This window comes from Bradyrhizobium arachidis (genome assembly GCF_015291705.1).
Lineage (GTDB): Bacteria > Pseudomonadota > Alphaproteobacteria > Rhizobiales > Xanthobacteraceae > Bradyrhizobium > Bradyrhizobium arachidis.
In genome coordinates this window covers 5,962,492-5,984,946 of the sequence record NZ_CP030050.1, presented here as the reverse complement: position 1 = coordinate 5,984,946, position 22,455 = coordinate 5,962,492, and the positions used below count along the sequence as shown (strand labels likewise).

Genomic DNA, 22,455 nt, shown 5'->3' with positions numbered 1-22,455 from the left:
TAGTGGCTAACCGGAGGGTTGCGCCTCCACTCTTAATGGTTCGGTTAGAAAGTGATACTCGCTTTGGCGAGATGCGAGAAGACCGCTTGTGGCCCTAAGGTGAAGATCGCGGTCGCGCTCGGTATTCAGCAGTGGAAGCCAGACCCGACGTGCCGAGAACGCCGCCAGATCGACGCGAATGACCCAACTCGGACATCGGAGCCAATGGCTTGGACCGGATTTTTTTGGCGTCTCTTCGCCGATAAGAGGGACTTTTGGGCCGGCGCGGGATGCTGTAGTCTTCTTTAGAGCTGCTTTTCGAGATGGGGCGTGCCGACGTCTCCGTTCGAGGTGAATGCAGCAAGGAATGCCTTCGGCGGGCATCGCACTTCCTTAAACCGACAATTCTTTTGCGCCGGTCTACTTGTGGGCAATCCGCAATGCGCGCGGGCGCGGGATAGCGCTCGATTGTGCAGGCAACGCCCTCGGTTCGCTGAGGCTCCTTTGGAAAAGACGAGGAGGAGTATCATGACGCTTGCAAGCAAGATTGGTTTGAGCATCGCCGCGCTCGGCGCGGTCGGTGTCCTTAATGCCGTCGAAATGGCAAAGGCCGACGACGTGCCTGATGCGCTATCCGTCGAGTGGCAAGGCAAGAAACCTTGCGAGAAGCTTTTTGACGACGCAAATGTCAGCGTGGTCCGGTGCACGTTCCAACCGGGGGCTGTGCACGTCTGCCACTCACACCCGGGTTACCTAAGCTATGTGGTGAGCGGAGGCCAAGGACAGATCCGGGACGAGAAAGGAATGCGTAAGATCAATGTAACTTCCGGCGCATTGTTAGATGTACCTCCGACCCCATGGCACGAGTTTGCAAACGTAGGAGACACCACGATTCAATTCGTTGTCATCGAGAAAAAATACCAGCCTGTAACCCCAGTGAGTCAAACCGCATGCCCGAAGGAAACAGTGGGTCGCACGCAATAACGGATGGTAGGGACCAGCCGCCAGGCTCGCTTTCTGGGTTCGCGGGTAAGAAGTGCACATAGGTAGGAGGGCCTGATGAAGACTGCCTTTCTTTCAACCCTGATCCTTGCACTTTCGACAAGCGCCGGCTTCGCACAACAGCCCGCGCAGTGCCGAAACTTCGAGGCTACAATTGCGCTTCAGATGACCAAGGAAGGTTGCTTAAGCCAGATCGACCTTTGCACTGTCGGAACAGTCATGAGCAACGAGCCCGCTCTAAACGGCGCAACGTGGCTTTTCACGGCGCACGGGATGGCCGAAACCGCTGGACTGCCTTCGTTGCCCAAAACACTGCAATCTTACGCGGGAACGGTGCTAGTCACGGCAAAAGGGGGAACATTCACGACCAGCACTGTTGGCGTGTACGAAACCGAGCCGCCGGCGTTCAGCCAATTGGATAAGATCGTCAAGGGAACCGATCGATTCAGCAACTCCACCGGTCGGCTCATTTTTCTCACCGGCATCGGTCGGCAGGCTGGCGGATTTGATTCGCACGCTCGCGGCGAGTTGTGCGTGAACGAATAACGAGGCCGTTCCGATAAGCCGAGGTGGAGGCTCGAGACGCGGGAACAACCGCGAGGCGTTGAGAGGGAGGTTCTGTTGGTCCGAGCCAAGCCTTCAATGTCGCCTGTTGGCCCGTGGCTGACTTCCCCTCTTGGCCTCGCATAGTCCGCTTCCGAGGGCTGAGCAGAAAGCTATCGTGGAGACGCCGAGGGCAGCCTTTGACCCTGAGCCGACGTCGACCAGCCGTCAGCTGCGCAATCGCTCGCGAGGCGATCCTGGGGAACGGTGTGACGTTTTGTGCACCCCCTGCGTGTGTTTGAACTGGTAGTATTGGTAGCGGTGGGCTCACCTCATTGCCCCTTGCCGATCCGGCGCCCTGCCCACCAGACCCGCCTGATCGGCCACTCTGGCCGCGTCGCGCGTATAGGCCACGGGGACTCGAACCCCGAGCCACCGGATTCATAGGGCGTAATCCGACTCCTAGAGTCCCACCTTACCGCCGAGAATCGCGGATTAGACCACAGCTTACTAAGCGAAACCGAAGCAGAAAGGTCTCACAACACCAGGAGAGTCATATGCAACCGAGAACGCTCCTCTTGAAACACATCGTCCTCATATCGGTAGCAGCCATGTTCTTCGTCGCGAGTCCGTCGTTCGCGCAGCAGAAAGGTGCGTCTTCTTCGGAGATGAAAACAAAAGAGGTGGGAGTTGATGGCCTCACACTCCATTACATTGAGCTCGGGCAAGGAACTCCAGTGGTGTTGGTGCACGGCACACTGGAGGATTACCGCACGTGGGATGGACAGCTCGAGGCGTTCTCGAAGGGATATCGACTGATCTCGTACAGTCGTCGGTACCACTATCCAAATGAATGGCCCAAAGCTGCAACGGATTTTTCCGTCACGCTACATGCAAAAGACCTGGCTGCATTCATCAAGGCACTTAATCTACCCCCGGTTCATCTCGTTGGTCATTCGTATGGGGCGTTCATTGCGTTCCTGGTCGCACGAGATCACCCGGAGGTCATTCGCAGTCTGACGCTGGGCGAACCGCCCGTATGGCCGTTACTGAAAACGACTCCTGAAGGAGATGCTCTTCTTAGCGCCATTATCACGAGGTCAATCGCTACGAGCGAAGCATTCAAGCAGGGGAATGACGAAGAAGGAGTGCGTCGATTTGTGAACGGCGTACTGGGCGATGGTTCGTACGAGAAAATCCCACCTCCCGTTCTGAAGCGCGTCATGGACAATGTTCAAGAACTGAAAGGCGAAGCCTCATCGCGAGACCTCTTCCCGCCCACCACATGCGAGGACGTGCAGAAGGTGAAGGCGCCAACATTGCTCGTCGACGGGGAGCTCAGCCCTAAGGTGTTCCGTCTCGTCGACGACATGCTGGAGCACTGCCTGCCGAGCGTCGAACGTGCAACGATTCCGGCGGCATCTCATCAGATGGAGGTTGAGAACCCCCAAGCCTTCAATGATACGGTGCTTGCATTCATTGCAAAGCACTGAACTGTTGCATCTCGTTCAATATCGTTGATGCCGTTTTCCGGGAGCTCGGCCGGACGATCGAGCGCTTCCGGGCGGCCGCGCTCCGGCGCGCCGCCTCGCACTGATAGTGCTGCAGGTTGGGCCCTTGCCGGGCTCGATTGGGTCACGATGCATCCAATGTCGCCTTTTGGCCCTTAGCTGCCTTTCCTCTTAAGCGCCTGAACGTCGGCTTTCCAGCCGCGAGCGGACTACAGGTGGACGGTGCCAGGAAGCCCGCTTGCGACCCCAGGCCGACCTCGATCAAGTGGGAAATGACGACTTCGCTCACAACGGCGGCGTGGCGGCTCAAAATTCGGCTGAACGCTTCGGCCGCCTTGTGCGACCAATCCTCGCGGAGAACAATCGCTGGCGGCTTGAGCAACGAGCCGGATTGCGCCCGCCTCAACCAACGGAAACACGCGAATGTCGCTGCCAAGTTGTGCCCTGCCGGCGCAAGCCTATAACCTCGAGCTCCTGCACGAGGAGGGGCGCCCTGGCCCGGAGAGCCATGGCTGGTGCTTCGGGCTGCCGCCTGGCATCTCGGCCGAGCAATGGCCGCTCGATCCGCTCACCGGCTATCCGCTTGTCCACGGTCTTACGCTGCGCTTGCCGCCGGACTATCGCTGCCACGGTCCGGATGTCACGGGCCTGAGTTTTTTCGGCTGTTGCAACGAGCACAGCGAGGGCGGCACGAGCCCGGACGAGACCATTCACGCCACCATGACCGGGGCCGCTGCGCCCGCGGACCCGCGCTATCTCCCGTTTTGGACCGCTGTCCAAAACAGCCATCCGCGGCTGCACCGCATGATCGACATCCTTGATGACAACTATGCCGTCATTCTCTTGACGGAGTCAGAGCTCAATGGTCCGCTGTGCCGGCCGCCGGACACGGCGGCCGCGCGCGCCCTGAGCTGCCACGCGGCGCCAAAGTGGCTCGAGATTGGGGGCGCTCGCGCCTTCTTCGATGAGCTGATCGGCTCAACGGATCCGCGAAAGCACTACTTGCCAAAGGTTCTGGGCGGCGCGCCCGACTCGAAGCTCGCCTGGAGCCGCGGCTTGCGCTGGCGGCCGCGTGCGGTCGATCCAAACGCCGGCAAGGCGCCGCAAGATCCGTTCACCGGCGACAAGGCCGCAGGCTATCAGCAGCCTTATTATTACGAAGGCGAGAACTATCTCGACCAGGCCTGGACCAAAGACCATGCGCCCAATCATATCGGCGGCACGATGCGCCCGACCCAGGCGACGCCGCGCTTCAGCCCGTTCTATCTCGAATTCGCGGAATATCTCGGTGGCTACAATTTCGGCACCGGAAATTGCCAGCTCGACTTCTTGAACATGAAGCTTGACTGGGCCTGCGGCTAATCGCTCGAACGCCTCCTGCGCGCTCGCTGCATAGTGGCCGCTTTGCGCCAATACCGGCCGCCCCTCGCAACTCAGCTTCTGGCCCGAAGCTGCCTTTCCTCTTAAGCGCCTGAACGTCGGCTTTCCGGCCGCGAGCGGACTACAGGTGGACGGTGCCAGGAAGCCCGCTTGTGACCCGAATGTATGGTCCGGCCGTGGGGTGCAAGAAGATTTCGACGATCCGGTAGATGCGGTCTTGCATCAATGTATCCGGCCTCTGTTTGGAGCGCAGTGCTCCGGGCCATCATGGATATCAGCGCGCATGTGATCTGGTTAGCGGACAGGCCTCGACCGGGCCATTTGGGTCACCAGGGTTCACATGTGCCGGGAAGACCGATTCTCCATCGTCGTCTCATCCTCTCGCAGACCTCGGCGGGTAAGGGTTGTTACGTCATCGATAGCTCCTCACTTCGCGCTGTTCCTTCGTTCGTGCCTGGCGGCCGTTCCTTCGTCCCGGCCTGCGCGCGCAGACGCGCCGCGCGCAAGGGGCCGTCAAAGCCGGCCGTCGTGCTGTCCTGACGTCTTGCTCTCCTGCTGCCAGGCTGCGCCTTGACGGCCCCGCGCACGGCGCGAGGATCAAGCAGGTCGGGACACCGTCTCCTCCATCTTGACGCACGCGAAGGCGCGTCCCTTGTTGAGGACCGCCCAGGCGATCCGGGCGAGCTTGTTGGCGAGCGCAATCGCCAGCACGTTGTGGTGCAATCGCTTCTTGGCGGCTTCGATCCAAGAGTTGAGGCCATAGCGCTCCCAGCACTTGACCTTTACCAGAACAACCCACGCGGCTTGCACGAACAGCGCGCGCAGGTAGCGATTACCGCGCCTTGATATACTGCCGAGGATCGTGCGGTCGCCGGTCGATATCTGCTTCGGAACAAGTCCAAGCCAGGCGCCGAAGTCGCGGCCTTTCGAGAACACGTCTCCGGTGCCGATCGCAGCCACCATTGCGCTCGAGATGATTGGGCCAATGCCAGGCACCGTCATCAGTCGCTGGCAGGCCCTATCTTGACGGGCTAGTGTTTCGATCTCGCCAGATAGACCCTCGATACGCTCATCCAGCCGGCGCCAGTCTTCCGCCAGACCCTCGATGATGGGCAACATGCGAGGCGAGAGCACATCAGTGCGTGTTGCCAAGATACCTGGCAACTCGAACCGCAGGGAATGCGGGCCTTGCCGCACGGCGATGCCCCGTTCCAGCAGGAACGCACGGATCTGATTGATCGCGCCGGTACGCTGACCGACCAATCGATCGCGGACGCGGTGCAGTGCCTGAAGGTCGAGCTGATCGGCGGTCTTGGTCGCGACGAACTTCATGGTCGGGCGTTGGACAGCCTCGGCGATGGCTTCCGCATCTCGGAAGTCATTCTTCTGTCCCTTCGAATACGGGCGCACGTATTTCGCTGGCATCAGGCGGGCGTCGTGGCCAAGTACTTGGAGTTTGCGGCTGAGATGATGGGCGCCTACGCAGGCCTCCATACCGATCAAGCACGGCGGCAGGTTGGCGAGCCGCGTTTCCACCTGGCCGCGCGACCACTTCTGCCGCAGCACGATGGCACCGCGGTGATCCTGACCCACGATGTGGAACGAGTTTTTGCCGATGTCGATGCCGATCACGGCGATCGCCGCGTTGAGTTTCTGAGACATGGCGTGCTCCTTGTCTTGAGCGCCCCTTGCCAGCTTCTCGTGCTGGCAGGGCCGGAGCACGGCCGGACCATCCCATTAGCGGACGAACCCGTTTATAGAAAATTGAGCATCTGCGGCACGATCGATTGACGCGCCCGCACACACAACCAAAAGCTGATTTGCCGGTATATGTGTTGGAAGTAGCGACGGAGGACGGCAAATTGGGTTTGGCACTTCTAACCCTAGCGGTCGGGATCATAGTTATCTTCACGGCATTGGCGTTCTTACTGTTGCGAACACCGATACCCACTGACAGCCTAACCGGCGAACAAGCATTGGCTCCGGTCGAAGCAAACCCCGCCACCCACAAAGCTTGTGGCGCGGGCACGACCTTGATCGCTGCTGCTGGGATCGGGATACTTTGGTTCTTTATTTGGAAGTTGATAGCGATTGCGCTGCAATACCTGTTTGTGAGCGGAACTTCGTCGCGTGCATTTCCGGTAGTGCCACTGTCCTTTGCCATTTCGATTGCGACGATGTGCGTGGTGGTTCTGCTTGTACGTCGCGCTAGCAGATGGTAGGCGTGCCCCCTGTAGCGCCGTCCGCTTGTGTGGCCCTTAGCCGAGCAAGGTTGGGGCCGTTTCCGGCACCCCCGCCAGCCGCATTCCCTCAACGAGGCGTTCGTGGACAGCAAGAAAAATCGGATTGTCGCTCGGTACGTGAGCGCGAAACCGACAGATGGTGAAGCTTGGATCAAGCGCAAGTCCCGCTCGTACCGTGGCGCGCGCCTGGTCTAGTTCGCCAAGCCACGCAAGCACTGCTCCGAGAGGGAAGTGGGCGAACGAATGGTTGCGGTTTGCATCGAGGCCCCGACGCATCCAGATGACCGCCTCGTCATCGACACCGAGCTGCGCCTTGGCAAGGCCAACATATCCCATCCAACGAGCGGCATAGGTGTCGCGAGGAGAAAGGCGGAACGCCTCGTTTATGTGAGCTTCGGTTTCTGCGCCTCGACCAAGGAAGAACTTGGCCAAGCCGATGAGAGCATGAGCGCGGGCTAAATTGCGATCCAGCGCCAATGCCTGCTGGCACTCCGCGATGCCTTGGACTGCGCGTTTCGTAAATATTTGCGAGTTGCCCAAGGTCAAGTGAGCCAAAGCGTGGTTTGGCGCGAGGGATAGTACCCTCATTATGGTTGTCTCCGCCGCAGCAAGCCGCGCTGAATGGTCATCGGCTATAAAGGAAGCCCCTATTGAGGTGTCGACCCGCGCCAAGCCGACCATGGCCTCAATGTTTTCGGAATCGAGCGCAAGGGCCCTCTCGAAAAAACTGCGCGCTCGTGTCAGGCAATTGGGGGTCTGCCCCTTGTTGAACCAGCTGCTGCCTTGGAACACCAAGTCCATCGCGTCTGGGTGCAGTGAACACTCGGCCCGCCGCGCCTCCGCGGCAACAAGTTCGGCATCAAGCTCGTTAGCGAGTCTCGATACGATTTCATCCTGCATGTCAAGGAGGTCGGCAACAGGCTTGTCAAAGCGTTCGGCCCAGAGGTGATTGCCTGTATTGGCGTCGACCAACTGCACGTTCACACGGAGGCGGTTGCCGCTTCGCTGCAAAGAACCTTCGAGCACATAACGGACGCTAAGCTCACGTCCCAGCTTCCTTACGTCCAGGGCTTTGCCCTTAAACGTGAAGGCGGTGTTGCGCGCAATCACAAACGCGCCACCGATGCGCGATAAGTCTGTAGTGAGGGCCTCGGTCACCCCATCCACGAAGTACTCTTGTTCCGGATCACCGCTGAGGTTCGTAAAAGGAAGCACTACTATGGAAAGGTGAGGCGCTGAAGCCGTGTCCCACTTTGCGCGCATACCGTGGGTCGCGGGGCTTTGCTCTTCCCAGACGATAGAGAAGGCCCGGACCGGGCGAGCAATGTTTTTAAGGCTCTGCTCACCCATGTCGGCGAACTCGACGCCAACTTTGCCTCGGACGTGATCATACGCAGACAACGAGATGCAGATGCCGCCGGGCTCTGCGATCGTCTCAAGCCGCGCCGCGATGTTTACGCCATCGCCGAATATGTCATTGGGCTCGATGATTACGTCTCCAATGTTGACTCCCACCCGGAAGGCTATGCGACTGTCTTCCGCGTCTCCTATTGTAAGTTCTCCAACTCGGATTTGGAATCGTACAGCAGCTCGGACTGCTTCAACCGCACTCGGAAATTCTGCCAAGAACCCATCGCCAGTGTTCTTCACGATGCGGCCACGATGCTCCGCAATCGCGGGGCCGACAGCTTCCGTCAGGAGCGTCGTAAGTTTGGTATGAGTAATTTCTTCGTTGTCGTGCATTAGCCGCGAATAACCAACCACATCGGCGGCCAATATTGCCGACAGTCTGCGCTCGATCCGGACTGGCCGCTCTTGCACCATGGCTCGCAAACCTAATCCACGGCACACCGTATAACGGATAACAGAGCGCAACTAAACCGGCTGTGACGGGCGACCGCCTAACCTGAGTGTTCGTTGCTTATCGATAGAAAGGGCAGGCGCGCTGACCGATGCTACGGCTTGCCGAACCACTAAAATGGGCGCTCGGCTGAAGCGCTCACTGCCTCGCTTGCACCAGCGCAGTGCCTGTGTGGTTCCGAGCACGAAGCGGTTGTAGCATGTGGTGTACGGACCAAACATCTCGGGCAGATCACGCCAAGGTGCTCCGGAGCGGGACCCAGAAGATGCCATTGAGGACACGACGGTCGTTAACCCGAGGAACGCCACGCGGCTTGTTCGGCAGCATGGGCTTGATGGCAATCCATTCATAATCGGCCAGTTCGTAGCGCATGATTCGTGCCCCCAGTTTGGAAGCTTGAATCACAGGGGTCTGGCCAGACGCAACGCTTCCGGGCAGGCCCCGGTTGGACGCTTGGGGGTAGAAGCGGATATCAGCCAGCCGACTATCTCCGCTGAAACCGTCGAAATGACCCGATGCCGTCATCGTGTCGCTCGCGCCGCGTCAGCTTTTGACCCAAATGTATGGTCCGGCCGTGGGGTGCAAGAAGATTTCGACGATCCGGTAGATGCGGTCTTGCATCAATGTATCCGGCCTCTGTTTGGAGCGCAGTGCTCCGGGCCATCATGGATATCAGCGCGCATGTGATCTGGTTAGCGGACAGGCCTCGACCGGGCCATTTGGGTCACCAGGGTTCACATGTGCCGGGAAGACCGATTCTCCATCGTCGTCTCATCCTCTCGCAGACCTCGGCGGGTAAGGGTTGTTACGTCATCGATAGCTCCTCACTTCGCGCTGTTCCTTCGTTCGTGCCTGGCGGCCGTTCCTTCGTCCCGGCCTGCGCGCGCAGACGCGCCGCGCGCAAGGGGCCGTCAAAGCCGGCCGTCGTGCTGTCCTGACGTCTTGCTCTCCTGCTGCCAGGCTGCGCCTTGACGGCCCCGCGCACGGCGCGAGGATCAAGCAGGTCGGGACACCGTCTCCTCCATCTTGACGCACGCGAAGGCGCGTCCCTTGTTGAGGACCGCCCAGGCGATCCGGGCGAGCTTGTTGGCGAGCGCAATCGCCAGCACGTTGTGGTGCAATCGCTTCTTGGCGGCTTCGATCCAAGAGTTGAGGCCATAGCGCTCCCAGCACTTGACCTTTACCAGAACAACCCACGCGGCTTGCACGAACAGCGCGCGCAGGTAGCGATTACCGCGCCTTGATATACTGCCGAGGATCGTGCGGTCGCCGGTCGATATCTGCTTCGGAACAAGTCCAAGCCAGGCGCCGAAGTCGCGGCCTTTCGAGAACACGTCTCCGGTGCCGATCGCAGCCACCATTGCGCTCGAGATGATTGGGCCAATGCCAGGCACCGTCATCAGTCGCTGGCAGGCCCTATCTTGACGGGCTAGTGTTTCGATCTCGCCAGATAGACCCTCGATACGCTCATCCAGCCGGCGCCAGTCTTCCGCCAGACCCTCGATGATGGGCAACATGCGAGGCGAGAGCACATCAGTGCGTGTTGCCAAGATACCTGGCAACTCGAACCGCAGGGAATGCGGGCCTTGCCGCACGGCGATGCCCCGTTCCAGCAGGAACGCACGGATCTGATTGATCGCGCCGGTACGCTGACCGACCAATCGATCGCGGACGCGGTGCAGTGCCTGAAGGTCGAGCTGATCGGCGGTCTTGGTCGCGACGAACTTCATGGTCGGGCGTTGGACAGCCTCGGCGATGGCTTCCGCATCTCGGAAGTCATTCTTCTGTCCCTTCGAATACGGGCGCACGTATTTCGCTGGCATCAGGCGGGCGTCGTGGCCAAGTACTTGGAGTTTGCGGCTGAGATGATGGGCGCCTACGCAGGCCTCCATACCGATCAAGCACGGCGGCAGGTTGGCGAGCCGCGTTTCCACCTGGCCGCGCGACCACTTCTGCCGCAGCACGATGGCACCGCGGTGATCCTGACCCACGATGTGGAACGAGTTTTTGCCGATGTCGATGCCGATCACGGCGATCGCCGCGTTGAGTTTCTGAGACATGGCGTGCTCCTTGTCTTGAGCGCCCCTTGCCAGCTTCTCGTGCTGGCAGGGCCGGAGCACGGCCGGACCATCCCATTAACGGAAGTCGGCTGACCAGGTTTTCTCAAGCGCGCGCGCGCCACAGCGTAACTGCAAGCAGGATATAGGCAGCACAAGTCCACAGCGACTGCCAATTATCCGGCCCTTCGCTAAGCGCTGCATAGATGGCCGCCACCAAGAATATGCCGGCAAATATCGCTTCCGCCATGGGGCGGATTCCTTTCTTGGGGCGATTGAGCTGAGTCATAGCCGCGAAAGGGACCGCCGCCATCGTGAGGGCCGCAAAAGGAAAATCCTTCTCGCGCGGGTCAAATATGAAGCCCAGCGCGGTCTGCGTGCCGATCAGGATGGTGACGATCAAGATCAATCCGTGCATGATCGCCAGCCCCGATGGGGTCCGGAAGTCCTCCGGACCCAGCAATTCCAGAAATGTGGGCGGTGCGCGCCCGGAGATCAGGGCATTAGCGCCAAATAGCGGCGAGGCAGTTGCCGCCACCAGAAGTGCGCCCCACAGAAGCCAGCTGCCCGCGTCGTAGCTTTCATAGAACATCTTTTGAGCGGCCACCCCAAACAGGGCTCCGGCGGTGGTCGCCGATATTCCGACCGCAAACCATGAGGCGAGCCGAGGCTGCGAGGGCGTCCGGCGCGAGGTCAGCCACGCAGTCCCGAACACCAGGATCGCCAGCGCCATTCCGCTGCTCATTTGCAGTTTCCAGAGCGGATAATTGCTGACGGGGATGCCGGGCGGATATTTCAGCGTGCGCTGCGCGGAATCGAATAAGCCCCACGATCCGCCGACGGTGCCCTCGAACTCATGCTTCCACAATTCATCATACGCCTCGAACAGGTTGACGCGGAAATTCTCGCGCCGGGCAAGATCGAGGATCTCCGAGATCACTCGCGCCTGATTGGTGCGCGACGGTAGCGCCGAGCCGCGCATCCGCCCTTCGCTTGGCCAACCTGTTTCTCCGATCAGGATTTCCTTGCCCGGAAACGCCAACGCCATCTGCTTTCGGATGGCGTCGACGTGAGCAGCGGCAGATTTCGCCGGGACCGGGACATTTTCCCAATATGGCAGGATATGAACGGTGACGAAATCGACGGCGTCATCGAGTTCCCGATAGCGCAGCCAGTACTCCCAGACGTCGGAATAGGTGACGGGGACCGGCACCTGTGCCTTGACCGAGCGGATCAAGGCAGCAAGGTCGGAAGGCGTCATCTTCCGATGCAACAGAACCTCGTTGCCAACCACGAGTGCGGTGATGGTTTCCGGATATTGCTGGGCGAGGCGTATGCCCGTGGATATCTGCGTCGCGTTCTTCTGTCGGTCCCTATCGAGCCAAATTCCCTGAATGACTTTCAGCCCTACCTTGGACGCGAGTTCGGGGATCTGATCGAGACCAAGATCAGTCGCATAGGTACGGATACAGTCGGTTATTTTGACAAGCTGCGCGAGATCTTCCGCGATCTGGTCTCGCGGCACTGGTGTCGGCGACTCTGACGTTTGGTTGTTGCGGAAGGGCGCGTAGGATATGCATTGCAGTTTGGCATTCGGATCGATCGGTGCGCGCGCCAAGTCAATCGGTATGGCCAGCCACCACCACACCGCGGCGATCGCACCCAGGGATATGATGAGAAGCGCCACAGGCGTGCGAAGCGAGATAGATCGACCCTCCAACGTAGAGATCGTCGGTCAACCGGCATGCTGTTGTGACCCGACAACAACAGAAATCATCGTCCGCCGGTATCTACTTGATCTGTGAAATCTGCCGCCAGATCGTCCGTGCCGCAAGAGGCGAGTCAATATCGAACGATGGCCACGAGATTTTCTCACTCTGAGTTCTTCGCATTATGACCCAAAAAAGACATCGGAGTACTGGACGGCAGATCTCAACGAAGCCAGACCATCATTCCCGCGTGGCATCGCGAGCTGCGCTCAGCGCGCTAGCCGCGTTTCAAGCGCGCCACCGTTGTCGGCTCATGGCCCTTAGCGGACCAATCGCGACATCGTGCGCCACGGCAGCTTTTGACCCATCTGCGACATCAGCGCGCATATTGCTGTGATGCACGATACCGGCGGGATTTGAAGTACATGTTAGGCTGTCGTTCGGCCTTGAGGGCGACGTAATGCGACGGCGCGATTTCATGACGCTTGTCGGCGGCGCGATGGTGGCGTTGCCGCTCGCAGCGCTGGCCCAGAAAGCGGGGCGGATCTATCGCCTGGGTTGCTTGTTTCCGCATCCTCGCGACATCTCTTTTAACGTGCGTTTTTTCGTGGGCTGGAAGATCGGGCCGTCGAGCTGGTGCCGATACCCCCGGTGAACAGTGTGGATGTGCTCTTCGCAGCCAATCGGGATCGGCTCGCCACAGAAGCACTTCGACCACCCGCCGCAGATAGAGGCGACGTGATTTGCTGGCGGCGAGTATTACACCTCGTGACGCCCTGGGCCGACCATCGATCTATCGCGCCTAGTGGGCGATCTCGGAGGCGAGCCACTTCCCGACATCAGTAGTCACGTCGCAACATAGTAACAAAATCTGGCGCTTACCTGGTCCGAGCCTTCTTTGCCTTTTGAGTTTCCTCGTTTGCATGCTGGAGCATCGCCTTGAGTTCTTCCTCGAGCGATCGCGGCGAAATTCCGACTAGCCCAAATCCCGGCCGGCTGCCGGAGGCCGTCGTGTCGATCTGCATAAGCTCAACCTGATTGCGCGTGAGCGGCGGGTGCGGCAGGATCTCAGCGAGGCCCGCGGCTGCACTCCAGAAAGCGAAGGGTATTCGCACCAGCATTGGCCGCAATCCAGCGGTGCGCGCAATGGTCCGCAACAGCTCCTCGTATGAGTAAATACGCGGGCCGGCCAGTTCGTAGATTGGGTACGGTCTTTGCGCTTGCCGCAGGACTTGTGCGATCGCCTCGGCGACGTCGTCCACGTATACCGGCTGAAGCCTCATCCTGCCGTCGCCGAACAGCGGATAAGCCGGCAGGATCCGAAGCAGCGAAAGAATTGTCGTGAGAAAGGCGTCGTCCTGTGCGAACATTACCGCCGGGCGGATAACGACTGCGCCAGGGAATGCGGCTTGCACGGCCGCCTCGCCTTCACCGCGGTTGCGAATATAGGGCGAAGGCGATGCGGGGTCAGCGCCTATTCCTGATAGGTGCACAAACCGTTTGATCCCGGCCCGCCGCGCCACTCTAGCGATCCTGGCGGCCGCTTCGACGTGCACCGAATGAAATGTGTCGCCTCCATGCTCGGCGTAAAGGCTGATGGCGTTGACGACGCCGTCGGCACCCATAACGGCGGCCTCTACAGAGCGCTCGTCATGTGCATCGGCTGTGATCTTTTCTACGTTGTCTCCCTCGACCCGCACAGGATGCCGCGAGGCTATGCGGACCGTAACGGTTGAGACGCTCAAATGGTGCACAACGCGACGACCAACAAAGCCCGTTCCCCCAAACACGGTCACGCGGTTCATTCCCCGGTCCATCCCACGATCCTGTGCGACGTTCTCTATTGACCCGCCGAGCGCAGCGCGCACTGCCTCAGCCGCCTCCGCCGGCGAACTGCCTTTGTTGAGATGATGTGAAATCACATCAATCAGAATTTGCGCTGCGGGGCCGACCGTTTGCAACTCTATCCTGGCTTGATCGATCAGCGGCTGCGCTTCAATGTAGAGCGCATGTGCCTGTTCGATGATCGGATGTGCCTTATTGAGAAGATCGATCAGCGCCTTGGTCGCTGGCAATGACCGCTCAATTTGTTCAAGCTGCGCGTCGCTGAGACCGGAAACGTGACCAATGACTTCAATGAGCAAGTGTTTCAGCATAGCGCAACCCTGCTGGTAGCGACGCTAGCTCAAGGCAACCAAGCGTCGGCGCGGGCTCGGGGGGCGTCAGTTGTTGTCTGAGCCGACAGGGCCCGGCCGCCAAGCCATCTGAGCCCGGAACAATCGCCCGCAATGGTGGCTGATATTTGATACCATATCAATCGTGTCCAGCATCCGGATGCCATGGGCAAAGGTTTATCTGGACCGGGCCGACTTGGCGCCGGCCGTTAGAAGTCGGCTCAAAAGTAGCTCTCCAACGCGCCGCGCCGCCGGACATCGAGCGTGGCGCAATGGAAGGCGCCACCAAATGCCGCATAGTGTAAGAACTCGCAGGGAATCGGCTCGAATCCCCAATTCTCCAACGCACGCATCGTTGCGGTATGATGTGGATCTACGATGACGCGCTTCTCGTCCACCATCAGTACGTTCATGTTGAGCCATTTACCGCATAGCGAAGTGATCCTGAGCATAGGATCGGTTATCGGGTCGGGCTCGGGGGCCACGAGGATGTCCCATCTTTTCAAGATGGCTGGAAGACGGTCGACGTCTATGTATTCGGGATTGATCAGAATCTTGCCGGGCCCAAGCGGCAATATGGTGGTGTCGATGTGCATCGGATTGGGGCAGCGGCTCTCGATCTCATGGATGCGATAACCGTCGCCAAGGTGGCGCCGCAGCCATTCAATACCAGACGCGTTCGTGACGTTGCTGCGAGTCACGAACAGGTCGCGCCCGCAGCGAAAGAAGTCGGCGGCGTCAAAGACCGGTTCGAATTCGGTGAGGATGTATGAGATCGGCTCGCCTCTTTTGGGGACGCGAAATTCAGGGACGAACAGTTCGTCCGTCAGTTGCGGTCTGGGCGCGCCCGTCCACCGCGCGCCACGTTGAAAATAATCCTTCAGAATCGGACGAAAGGAGTGCGTCTCGAAGTAGCGACAGGGCCAAACCATTGGGGTTTCAATGATCTCGTCGCCGATCACGAGCATGCTGTCACGCGGGCAGGAATTGCAGAAGCCGCGCGAGGACCATTCCGGCGTGCTGAAGCGCTTTCTGTGGTCGACGGCGTCCGGCCGCCTCACGACGATGTCCAGCGACCGTAGCAGCGCAACAAAGCCATCAAGCTCACGCTGCGCCGGTTCGATCATGATCTTTGGGTAACGGAAGCCTGCGAACAGCGACTGGGCACGCGCTGCCATTCCCGGGACGTTGCAGGTGACAACCGAATGATCGGACGGGATAACCGCACCCTCGAGCCTTCCGACTATCACTTCCTCCAGCGTGTCCCACTCGTTGTGTGAGTTCACCGGAGAAACTCGGTCCGATGGGACGGCATCCGAAGCGGGAGCGCGCGTGATCATGTCCATGCATGCGGCCCTCTGTGTGCTACAACAGCCGCAGGTCCTGGAAGTTCCAGAGGTCCGACCGCCGGTTGCCGGGTCGATCGCAAATTCTTGATGTCGCCTGTTGGCCCTTAGCGGACCAATCGCGGCATGGTGCGCCACGGCAGCTTTTGACCCAATGTATGGTCCGGCCGTGGGGTGCAAGAAGATTTCGACGATCCGGTAGATGCGGTCTTGCATCAATGTATCCGGCCTCTGTTTGGAGCGCAGTGCTCCGGGCCATCATGGATATCAGCGCGCATGTGATCTGGTTAGCGGACAGGCCTCGACCGGGCCATTTGGGTCACCAGGGTTCACATGTGCCGGGAAGACCGATTCTCCATCGTCGTCTCATCCTCTCGCAGACCTCGGCGGGTAAGGGTTGTTACGTCATCGATAGCTCCTCACTTCGCGCTGTTCCTTCGTTCGTGCCTGGCGGCCGTTCCTTCGTCCCGGCCTGCGCGCGCAGACGCGCCGCGCGCAAGGGGCCGTCAAAGCCGGCCGTCGTGCTGTCCTGACGTCTTGCTCTCCTGCTGCCAGGCTGCGCCTTGACGGCCCCGCGCACGGCGCGAGGATCAAGCAGGTCGGGACACCGTCTCCTCCATCTTGACGCACGCGAAGGCGCGTCCCTTGTTGAGGACCGCCCAGGCGATCCGGGCGAGCTTGTTGGCGAGCGCAATCGCCAGCACGTTGTGGTGCAATCGCTTCTTGGCGGCTTCGATCCAAGAGTTGAGGCCATAGCGCTCCCAGCACTTGACCTTTACCAGAACAACCCACGCGGCTTGCACGAACAGCGCGCGCAGGTAGCGATTACCGCGCCTTGATATACTGCCGAGGATCGTGCGGTCGCCGGTCGATATCTGCTTCGGAACAAGTCCAAGCCAGGCGCCGAAGTCGCGGCCTTTCGAGAACACGTCTCCGGTGCCGATCGCAGCCACCATTGCGCTCGAGATGATTGGGCCAATGCCAGGCACCGTCATCAGTCGCTGGCAGGCCCTATCTTGACGGGCTAGTGTTTCGATCTCGCCAGATAGACCCTCGATACGCTCATCCAGCCGGCGCCAGTCTTCCGCCAGACCCTCGATGATGGGCAACATGCGAGGCGAGAGCACATCAGTGCGTGTTGCCAAGATACCTGGCAACTCGAACCGCAGGGAATGCGGGCCTTGCCGCACGGCGATGCCCCGTTCCAGCAGGAACGCACGGATCTGATTGATCGCGCCGGTACGCTGACCGACCAATCGATCGCGGACGCGGTGCAGTGCCTGAAGGTCGAGCTGATCGGCGGTCTTGGTCGCGACGAACTTCATGGTCGGGCGTTGGACAGCCTCGGCGATGGCTTCCGCATCTCGGAAGTCATTCTTCTGTCCCTTCGAATACGGGCGCACGTATTTCGCTGGCATCAGGCGGGCGTCGTGGCCAAGTACTTGGAGTTTGCGGCTGAGATGATGGGCGCCTACGCAGGCCTCCATACCGATCAAGCACGGCGGCAGGTTGGCGAGCCGCGTTTCCACCTGGCCGCGCGACCACTTCTGCCGCAGCACGATGGCACCGCGGTGATCCTGACCCACGATGTGGAACGAGTTTTTGCCGATGTCGATGCCGATCACGGCGATCGCCGCGTTGAGTTTCTGAGACATGGCGTGCTCCTTGTCTTGAGCGCCCCTTGCCAGCTTCTCGTGCTGGCAGGGCCGGAGCACGGCCGGACCATCCCATTAGCGGACCATTCTTCCGAAACTCTATTGCGTTCCATGTTACGATTTGGCCCCATAGTTTTGGCAACTGGCCAAGCGCAAAGCCGACGCTGCGACCCCTGTGCAGCCGGTGGCAGAGATGGAGAGCAAGGAACAGGGAGCGTGATCGATGTCGATGATTTTTGACGAAGCAGCGAAGGTGAAGGGTTTCGCGCAGGGCTCAACCCTTCGTACGTGCTGGGTGGCCTTGTTTGTCCTTCTCTGCTTAACCGCGCCGTCTGAAAGGGTCTATGCGATGAACGATGCTCTGGATTCCCTTCACCCAAAAACCGGGCAAACGGCTTACACTCACTGGTGGTCGCCGACCGCCCCAGACGGCGAAGAGTTTGAATTGCCTTCGGGCACAAAGACCTGCTCGCGGCTCGAAGTGCGGTTTGTTGGGGAAATTTCCTGGGTGGCTGCGCGTGTCGGTCCCGGCTGGCCGTCTGAGGTGAGCTTCCTTGTCGAAGATAATATTGGCGATCAGCAATATGGCCCCGGCAAAATCATAAAGGCCTCCTTTTACGTTCGGTACAACGACGTACATTTTGGCCAATCAGAAATAAACCGAAAGCTGGGCGCGAGCGACTTTTGGTTTCGGGATCGCAACGACGCAAATCATGTTCTTCTGCTGCGTCTGGGGGAAGACAAGCCAAAGACTCCCACCTCGTATGTCTGTGTCTTTAAAGAAGGTGAACGGGTTCTATTATCGTATTTTTTGAAAAGGTTGCCACCGCATCCGTGGTCCTCACCACAAAAGTGATTGGATGACTTCCGCTTGTGGCCCTGAGCCGAACCAGGTTCAGCCCATTATGGTGTCGGCTACCGTCGATATAGCGGACACCGGTCGCGCTGGCTTTGATGGGCGCTTGTGACGCATAGGAGGCAAACCGGCCAGAAGCGTATAAGCTTCTGAAGAGACATGTTTCTCCCTATGATTGCATTTGCGAGGCCACAATGTCTTTTCAAAAGGTCGTCGGCTCCGTCCTCTTTGCAGTTGCTGCGATAGCCAGCAGTTTGGCCATGGCTGACGACGTAAAGCGAATCTCCGCCAACGGATACGAAATCGCCTACGTTGAAGCGGGCCAAGGCGATCCCGTCATATTCGTCCACGGTGGTCTGCAGGACTACCGGATGTGGAGCGAGCAGCTTCCGAAATTCGCAGCCCGATATCGCGCGATCGCGTACAGTCGTCGAAACAACTATCCCAATCAGACAAGTCCGGACGGTACACCCGATGCTGCAGCCGATGTGCATGGTGAGGACCTTGCAGGTCTCGTGCGCGCTCTGGGGTATTCCAAAGCCAGGGTCGTGGCGCATTCATCCGGAGCCCACGCGGCGCTTTTCTTCGCCGCAACGCATCCCGACATGGTCGTCAGTCTCGCCGTGAATGAACCGCCTGCGCTTGGCATCCTGAACGGTCTGCCCGACGGCAGTGACATGTTGAAAGAGCTGGGTGCAACGCTCGCCCCCGCCAGAGAAGCCCTGAAAATCGGCGATGTGCAACGCGGCATTCCCCTGTTCGTCAATGGCGTTGGCGGGCCGGGCGCATATGAACGTCGCTCCGAAGCCCATCAAAAGATGAACTTGGACAACGTTGCATCATATCAGGCGGATGCGACGACCAAGCGGCCAAGGCCGGTCTTTACCTGCGACATGGCCAAGGCCATTGCGGCTCCGACGCTCCTATCCGCGACCGAACGAAGCCCGCGATTTTTTCATCGAATCGTCGACCAATTGGAGCGTTGCTTGCCGAACAACGAAAGAATCGAGATCGCTGCGAGCTCGCACACCGCGCCATGGGAGAATCCGGGCGCTTACGATCAAGCCGTCCTGGCCTTCATGGCGAAGCATTAGCCAGCAAGTCGGCTTCTGGTTCCGAAGCCGACACCGAGTGCAGCCGCATCGACGGCCAAGCGCGCGATGAAGAATTCAGCCCTGCGGGCGCAGAGCCGCTTCGGCGCGCTGCATCATCCGCCGCCATCGCTCGCTTGTCGGCCCGCCCATGAGCAGGAAATAGCGGACGATCGCGATCGGCAGCCAGGTCTCCATCGCTTGCCTCAGCGCCGCTACCGGCTTGCCGGACAGCCGCGCGTATTCGGATTGCGCGGCCGCATTGACCGCAAGCGGCCGCTGAGGATTGTCGGCGACGTCGAGGGCAAACTCGGTCAGGCTGATGTGAGTGAGCCCGTGGTCGAGGGCCGCGGGCGCGCGGATCGAAAAGGTCCAGTCGATCAGCCGCGGACCGTCCGCCGTCATGATCACGTTGCCAGGATGGATGTCGCCATGGCACAGCCCGTCCCCCGGCTGCTGCAGGCGGTCGATCAGCGCGAGGATGCCTGAGGCGATGTGCCTGGGCACGATGTCGCCCGAGAGCCTGAAGGCGTTGTCCATCCAGCTGCGCAGATGGAAGGCCTCCAGCGGCGGCGACATTCTGTGAACGGACAGGCCGAGGGATGCAAGGATCGCACCCGCTTGGGCGAACGTCACGGCGCCACTGCGCGTGACCTGCAGCAGTGTCGGTCCGTCGAGGCGGCCGAGCACGATGCCGAAGCGTCCGTCGAGCGTCACATCGCCCAACACCTCCGGCGCCGGCACGCCGGCGACGAAGACTGCCTGGATCATCCGCGCCTCTTGCTGGCCGACCCGCGGCGGGAAACCTCTCCTGAACAGTTTTACGACCTGACCTGGCGCCCAGGCGTGGATGTCCGCCGTGCCGCCCTGGTTGATCTTCTCCCCGAGGGATCCCCGCATCGCACGTACTCCTACCGGTCGCAACCAAATGCCGCGGGCGGGCAAGAGAGAACGCTCCCGTCATCTTGGCTGCCAGCCATGGTCGTGCCTTGTCCGCCGGAGAGGGCGCCGCGCGCATCGCAACCTCGATGCGAGGCGAGGTAGGCGATTTCGCTGCGCGCAATACCGATATCCATCAGCTCCCTGTCACTCAGGGCGCACAACTTGGCCAGTAGAGTCTGGCGTTTGCGCCACTCCTGAAACGCATCCCAATATGGTTCGAGAGGACTGTAGACCTGCCGCCTTGCGGTTAACGGTCCCAGCTCAGTGGTCCCGCGGATCGTGCTCATCAGGGCGTGTCCTGTCTGGACTGTTAGGTTATTGTTTGAGCATGATCTTTTCGGAAAACCGCTGCGCACTTTGCGCTAACGCGGCCGTTCGGGTCCGGACCATGCTCTAGGCAGAAGTTGCCGCAAGATGAGCGGGCGCGCTTAACTGGCGGGTTACATTTCTCTTACCGGCAGCATATTCTTGATGCGCTGGTACAGAGGCGACCCCGAGAAGGAACGGCAGCTTGCGCTATCTTTTCGAGGAATATGCATTCGATACCGACCGGCGCGAGCTGCATCGGGGGACTGAAGCGGTGTCGATCGCACCGCAGGTTTTTGACCTGCTCGATTACCTGATCCGCAACAGGGAGCGGGTTGTCAGCAAGGACGAGCTCATCAAAGCCATTTGGAATGGGCGCAGCGTATCTGACGCGGCGCTGACAACCCGCCTGAATGCCGCCCGGGGTGCAATCGGCGATTCCGGCGAGGAACAGCGCTTCATCAAGACACTGCCGCGCAAGGGCTTCCGCTTCGTCGGACAGGTGCGGGAGGCGCGAGACGTTGCGGGCCCAGACCCGGGCGATGCGCCCGAGAGCGCTCCTGCAGTGCCCGACAAGCCCTCCATCGCCGTGCTGCCGTTCGCGAACATGTCTGGCGATCCCGAGCAGGAATACTTCGCGGACGGGATGGTTGAGGAGATCACGACCGCGCTGTCGCGGTTCAGATGGTTGTTCGTGATCGCTCGCAATTCGAGTTTCACCTTCAAGGACAAAGCCGTCGATATCAAGGAGGTCGGACGCAGGCTTGGAGTCCGCTATGTGCTTGAGGGAGCCGTGCGCAAGGCTTCGGGGAAGGTTCGCATCACGTGCCAGTTGATTGAAGCGGCCACGGGCGCGCACATTTGGGCGGATAGGTTCGAGCGTGACATGACAGATATTTTCGCGTTGCAGGACGAGGTCACGCTCGCCGTTGTCTCAGCTATTCAGCCGAAGTTGTTTCAAGCAGAAATTGCACTGGCGACGCGGCGGCGACCGGAAGACCTCACCGCATATAATCTTTATCTCCAGGCTGTACAGCAAGCCGACCGATCGTCCCGCGAAAGCTTGGTCGAGGCACTTCGACTGGTCCAGCGTGCCCTGGAGCTTGACCCAGGGTTTGCGGCTGCTGCCGCTTTGGCAGGTGCCTGTCATATGGAAAACGTTCTTAGGAGCTACGCGACTGACCCACAATTCGAACGCAAGGAAGCCGTTCGGCTCATGCGCCTAGCACTGAGCCTCGACGATCATGACCCAAACACGTTAGCAACTGCTGCATTGATCACCGCTTTGTTGGTCGGCGATTTTGAAACTGAAATTGAGCTGGCCGATCGAGCGGTCGCGCTCAACTCAAATTCATCTCACACATGGAACTGCAGAAGCTGGGTCTACAAGATTGCGGGGCAGCCGGAGGAAGCGATCCGGAGCTTTGAACGCGCCATGCGAATGAGCCCGGTGGACCCGCAACAATTCACAGCGTTAACCGGGATGGGGTATGCCTTTATTGAGCTTCGTCGCTTTGACGAGGCCATCGTTGCAGGAAAGAAAGCCCTGCGTCAGAATCCGTCCTATCCAGGACCATATCGCTGTCTCGCCTCCGCTTTCGCCCATCTCGGGCGTGACGCTGAGGCCCGTGAGGCGGCGGCCGGTATGCTTGAGGTCGACCCCGCTTTTACAATATCGGCGTGGATCGCTCGGAGCCGGCTACCAATAAATGCGAAGCTGATGATTGAGGGTTTTCGCAAAGCGGGGTTGCCCGAGTAGCCTCACATGTCGACGAGGTGATCGAATAGCAGCACTCTTCT

The 22,455-nt window shown here is 59.8% G+C and carries 18 protein-coding genes and 1 pseudogene; 9 read left to right on the top strand and 10 right to left on the bottom strand.

The genetic code is table 11. From position 1 onward, the window contains the following. Nucleotides 1-507 precede the first annotated feature (507 nt). From WN72_RS27970 to WN72_RS27955, 4 genes are all read left to right on the top strand, one after another. Nucleotides 508-963 (top strand): cupin domain-containing protein, encoded by a 456-nt coding sequence (locus WN72_RS27970; protein WP_028146267.1) that lies wholly within the window; start codon nucleotides 508-510, stop codon nucleotides 961-963. A 75-nt stretch (nucleotides 964-1,038) separates the two neighbouring features. Continuing rightward, a complete protein-coding gene (locus tag WN72_RS27965; protein ID WP_027559661.1) occupies nucleotides 1,039-1,527 on the top strand; it encodes a hypothetical protein in 489 nt (162 codons plus the stop codon). Between the two features lie 575 nt (nucleotides 1,528-2,102). After that, on the top strand, nucleotides 2,103-3,017 hold the full coding sequence (locus WN72_RS27960; RefSeq protein ID WP_167381158.1) for an alpha/beta fold hydrolase: 915 nt from the start codon (nucleotides 2,103-2,105) through the stop codon (nucleotides 3,015-3,017). A 441-nt stretch (nucleotides 3,018-3,458) separates the two neighbouring features. After that, nucleotides 3,459-4,397, top strand: coding sequence for a hypothetical protein (locus WN72_RS27955; RefSeq protein ID WP_027559660.1), 939 nt, complete (start codon nucleotides 3,459-3,461; stop codon nucleotides 4,395-4,397). A gap of 615 nt (nucleotides 4,398-5,012) precedes the next feature. On the opposite strand, the gene WN72_RS27950 is transcribed toward WN72_RS27955, so the two are convergent. Continuing rightward, nucleotides 5,013-6,077: an IS110 family RNA-guided transposase gene (locus tag WN72_RS27950; RefSeq protein ID WP_194482925.1), complete on the bottom strand. Its 1,065-nt coding sequence runs from the start codon at nucleotides 6,075-6,077 to the stop codon at nucleotides 5,013-5,015. 125 nt (nucleotides 6,078-6,202) lie between these two features. Here WN72_RS27950 and WN72_RS27945 point away from each other — a divergent pair, with 125 nt between their 5' ends. Then, nucleotides 6,203-6,637, top strand: coding sequence for a hypothetical protein (locus WN72_RS27945; protein WP_143130893.1), 435 nt, complete (start codon nucleotides 6,203-6,205; stop codon nucleotides 6,635-6,637). 36 nt (nucleotides 6,638-6,673) lie between these two features. On the opposite strand, the gene WN72_RS27940 is transcribed toward WN72_RS27945, so the two are convergent. The 4 genes and pseudogenes from WN72_RS27940 to WN72_RS27925 all read right to left on the bottom strand — a co-directional run bounded on the left by WN72_RS27940 (nucleotide 6,674) and on the right by WN72_RS27925 (nucleotide 12,263). After that, complete coding sequence (locus WN72_RS27940; RefSeq protein WP_027559658.1) at nucleotides 6,674-8,482, bottom strand: adenylate/guanylate cyclase domain-containing protein; 1,809 nt, start codon at nucleotides 8,480-8,482, stop codon at nucleotides 6,674-6,676. 180 nt (nucleotides 8,483-8,662) lie between these two features. Next, a pseudogene (locus tag WN72_RS27935) lies at nucleotides 8,663-8,891 on the bottom strand (transposase); the annotation flags it as partial. 623 nt (nucleotides 8,892-9,514) lie between these two features. Then, nucleotides 9,515-10,579, bottom strand: coding sequence for an IS110 family RNA-guided transposase (locus WN72_RS27930; protein ID WP_194482925.1), 1,065 nt, complete (start codon nucleotides 10,577-10,579; stop codon nucleotides 9,515-9,517). Nucleotides 10,580-10,682: 103 nt separating this feature from the next. Next, nucleotides 10,683-12,263 (bottom strand): glycoside hydrolase family 17 protein, encoded by a 1,581-nt coding sequence (locus tag WN72_RS27925; protein WP_244554040.1) that lies wholly within the window; start codon nucleotides 12,261-12,263, stop codon nucleotides 10,683-10,685. A gap of 500 nt (nucleotides 12,264-12,763) precedes the next feature. On the opposite strand from WN72_RS27925, the gene WN72_RS27920 reads away from it, so the two are divergent. After that, complete coding sequence (locus WN72_RS27920; RefSeq protein WP_156950851.1) at nucleotides 12,764-12,940, top strand: hypothetical protein; 177 nt, start codon at nucleotides 12,764-12,766, stop codon at nucleotides 12,938-12,940. 223 nt (nucleotides 12,941-13,163) lie between these two features. Here the strand turns inward: WN72_RS27920 and WN72_RS27915 are convergent, their stop codons facing one another. From WN72_RS27915 to WN72_RS27905, 3 genes are all read right to left on the bottom strand, one after another. Then, entirely contained in the window at nucleotides 13,164-14,441 is a 1,278-nt protein-coding gene (locus WN72_RS27915; protein ID WP_244554041.1) for a complex I NDUFA9 subunit family protein, read from the bottom strand. Between the two features lie 239 nt (nucleotides 14,442-14,680). After that, entirely contained in the window at nucleotides 14,681-15,805 is a 1,125-nt protein-coding gene (locus WN72_RS27910; RefSeq protein WP_244554042.1) for an amidinotransferase, read from the bottom strand. 590 nt (nucleotides 15,806-16,395) lie between these two features. Then, nucleotides 16,396-17,460 carry an IS110 family RNA-guided transposase gene (locus tag WN72_RS27905; RefSeq protein ID WP_194482925.1) on the bottom strand — a complete coding sequence of 355 codons (1,065 nt, stop codon included), beginning with the start codon at nucleotides 17,458-17,460 and terminating at the stop codon, nucleotides 16,396-16,398. Between the two features lie 223 nt (nucleotides 17,461-17,683). On the opposite strand from WN72_RS27905, the gene WN72_RS27900 reads away from it, so the two are divergent. Continuing rightward, entirely contained in the window at nucleotides 17,684-18,316 is a 633-nt protein-coding gene (locus tag WN72_RS27900) for a hypothetical protein (protein ID WP_143130787.1), read from the top strand. 194 nt (nucleotides 18,317-18,510) lie between these two features. Further along, entirely contained in the window at nucleotides 18,511-19,410 is a 900-nt protein-coding gene (locus WN72_RS27895) for an alpha/beta fold hydrolase (protein ID WP_092218881.1), read from the top strand. A 75-nt stretch (nucleotides 19,411-19,485) separates the two neighbouring features. Here WN72_RS27895 and WN72_RS27890 read toward each other — a convergent pair whose 3' ends face one another. Beyond that, nucleotides 19,486-20,307, bottom strand: a complete 822-nt coding sequence (locus tag WN72_RS27890) for a phosphotransferase (protein WP_092218879.1) — start codon at nucleotides 20,305-20,307, stop codon at nucleotides 19,486-19,488. 11 nt (nucleotides 20,308-20,318) lie between these two features. Next, complete coding sequence (locus WN72_RS27885; RefSeq protein ID WP_092218877.1) at nucleotides 20,319-20,636, bottom strand: DUF1127 domain-containing protein; 318 nt, start codon at nucleotides 20,634-20,636, stop codon at nucleotides 20,319-20,321. Nucleotides 20,637-20,860: 224 nt separating this feature from the next. Between WN72_RS27885 and WN72_RS27880 the strand changes: the two genes are divergently transcribed. Then, on the top strand, nucleotides 20,861-22,414 hold the full coding sequence (locus WN72_RS27880; protein WP_027559652.1) for a winged helix-turn-helix domain-containing tetratricopeptide repeat protein: 1,554 nt from the start codon (nucleotides 20,861-20,863) through the stop codon (nucleotides 22,412-22,414). Nucleotides 22,415-22,455 lie beyond the last annotated feature (41 nt).

Bases quoted from the DNA above. Each gene is read 5' to 3' on its own strand.
- WN72_RS27890 (WP_092218879.1), bottom strand. From the start codon at position 20,307: ATGCGGGGATCCCTCGGGGAGAAGATCAACCAGGGCGGCACGGCGGAC.
- WN72_RS27965 (WP_027559661.1), top strand. From the start codon at position 1,039: ATGAAGACTGCCTTTCTTTCAACCCTGATCCTTGCACTTTCGACAAGC.
- WN72_RS27930 (WP_194482925.1), bottom strand. From the start codon at position 10,579: ATGTCTCAGAAACTCAACGCGGCGATCGCCGTGATCGGCATCGACATC.
- WN72_RS27895 (WP_092218881.1), top strand. From the start codon at position 18,511: ATGTCTTTTCAAAAGGTCGTCGGCTCCGTCCTCTTTGCAGTTGCTGCG.
- WN72_RS27900 (WP_143130787.1), top strand. From the start codon at position 17,684: ATGTCGATGATTTTTGACGAAGCAGCGAAGGTGAAGGGTTTCGCGCAG.
- WN72_RS27955 (WP_027559660.1), top strand. From the start codon at position 3,459: ATGTCGCTGCCAAGTTGTGCCCTGCCGGCGCAAGCCTATAACCTCGAG.
- WN72_RS27915 (WP_244554041.1), bottom strand. From the start codon at position 14,441: ATGCTGAAACACTTGCTCATTGAAGTCATTGGTCACGTTTCCGGTCTC.
- WN72_RS27885 (WP_092218877.1), bottom strand. From the start codon at position 20,636: ATGAGCACGATCCGCGGGACCACTGAGCTGGGACCGTTAACCGCAAGG.
- WN72_RS27920 (WP_156950851.1), top strand. From the start codon at position 12,764: ATGACGCTTGTCGGCGGCGCGATGGTGGCGTTGCCGCTCGCAGCGCTG.
- WN72_RS27905 (WP_194482925.1), bottom strand. From the start codon at position 17,460: ATGTCTCAGAAACTCAACGCGGCGATCGCCGTGATCGGCATCGACATC.
- WN72_RS27940 (WP_027559658.1), bottom strand. From the start codon at position 8,482: ATGGTGCAAGAGCGGCCAGTCCGGATCGAGCGCAGACTGTCGGCAATA.
- WN72_RS27970 (WP_028146267.1), top strand. From the start codon at position 508: ATGACGCTTGCAAGCAAGATTGGTTTGAGCATCGCCGCGCTCGGCGCG.
- WN72_RS27910 (WP_244554042.1), bottom strand. From the start codon at position 15,805: ATGGACATGATCACGCGCGCTCCCGCTTCGGATGCCGTCCCATCGGAC.
- WN72_RS27950 (WP_194482925.1), bottom strand. From the start codon at position 6,077: ATGTCTCAGAAACTCAACGCGGCGATCGCCGTGATCGGCATCGACATC.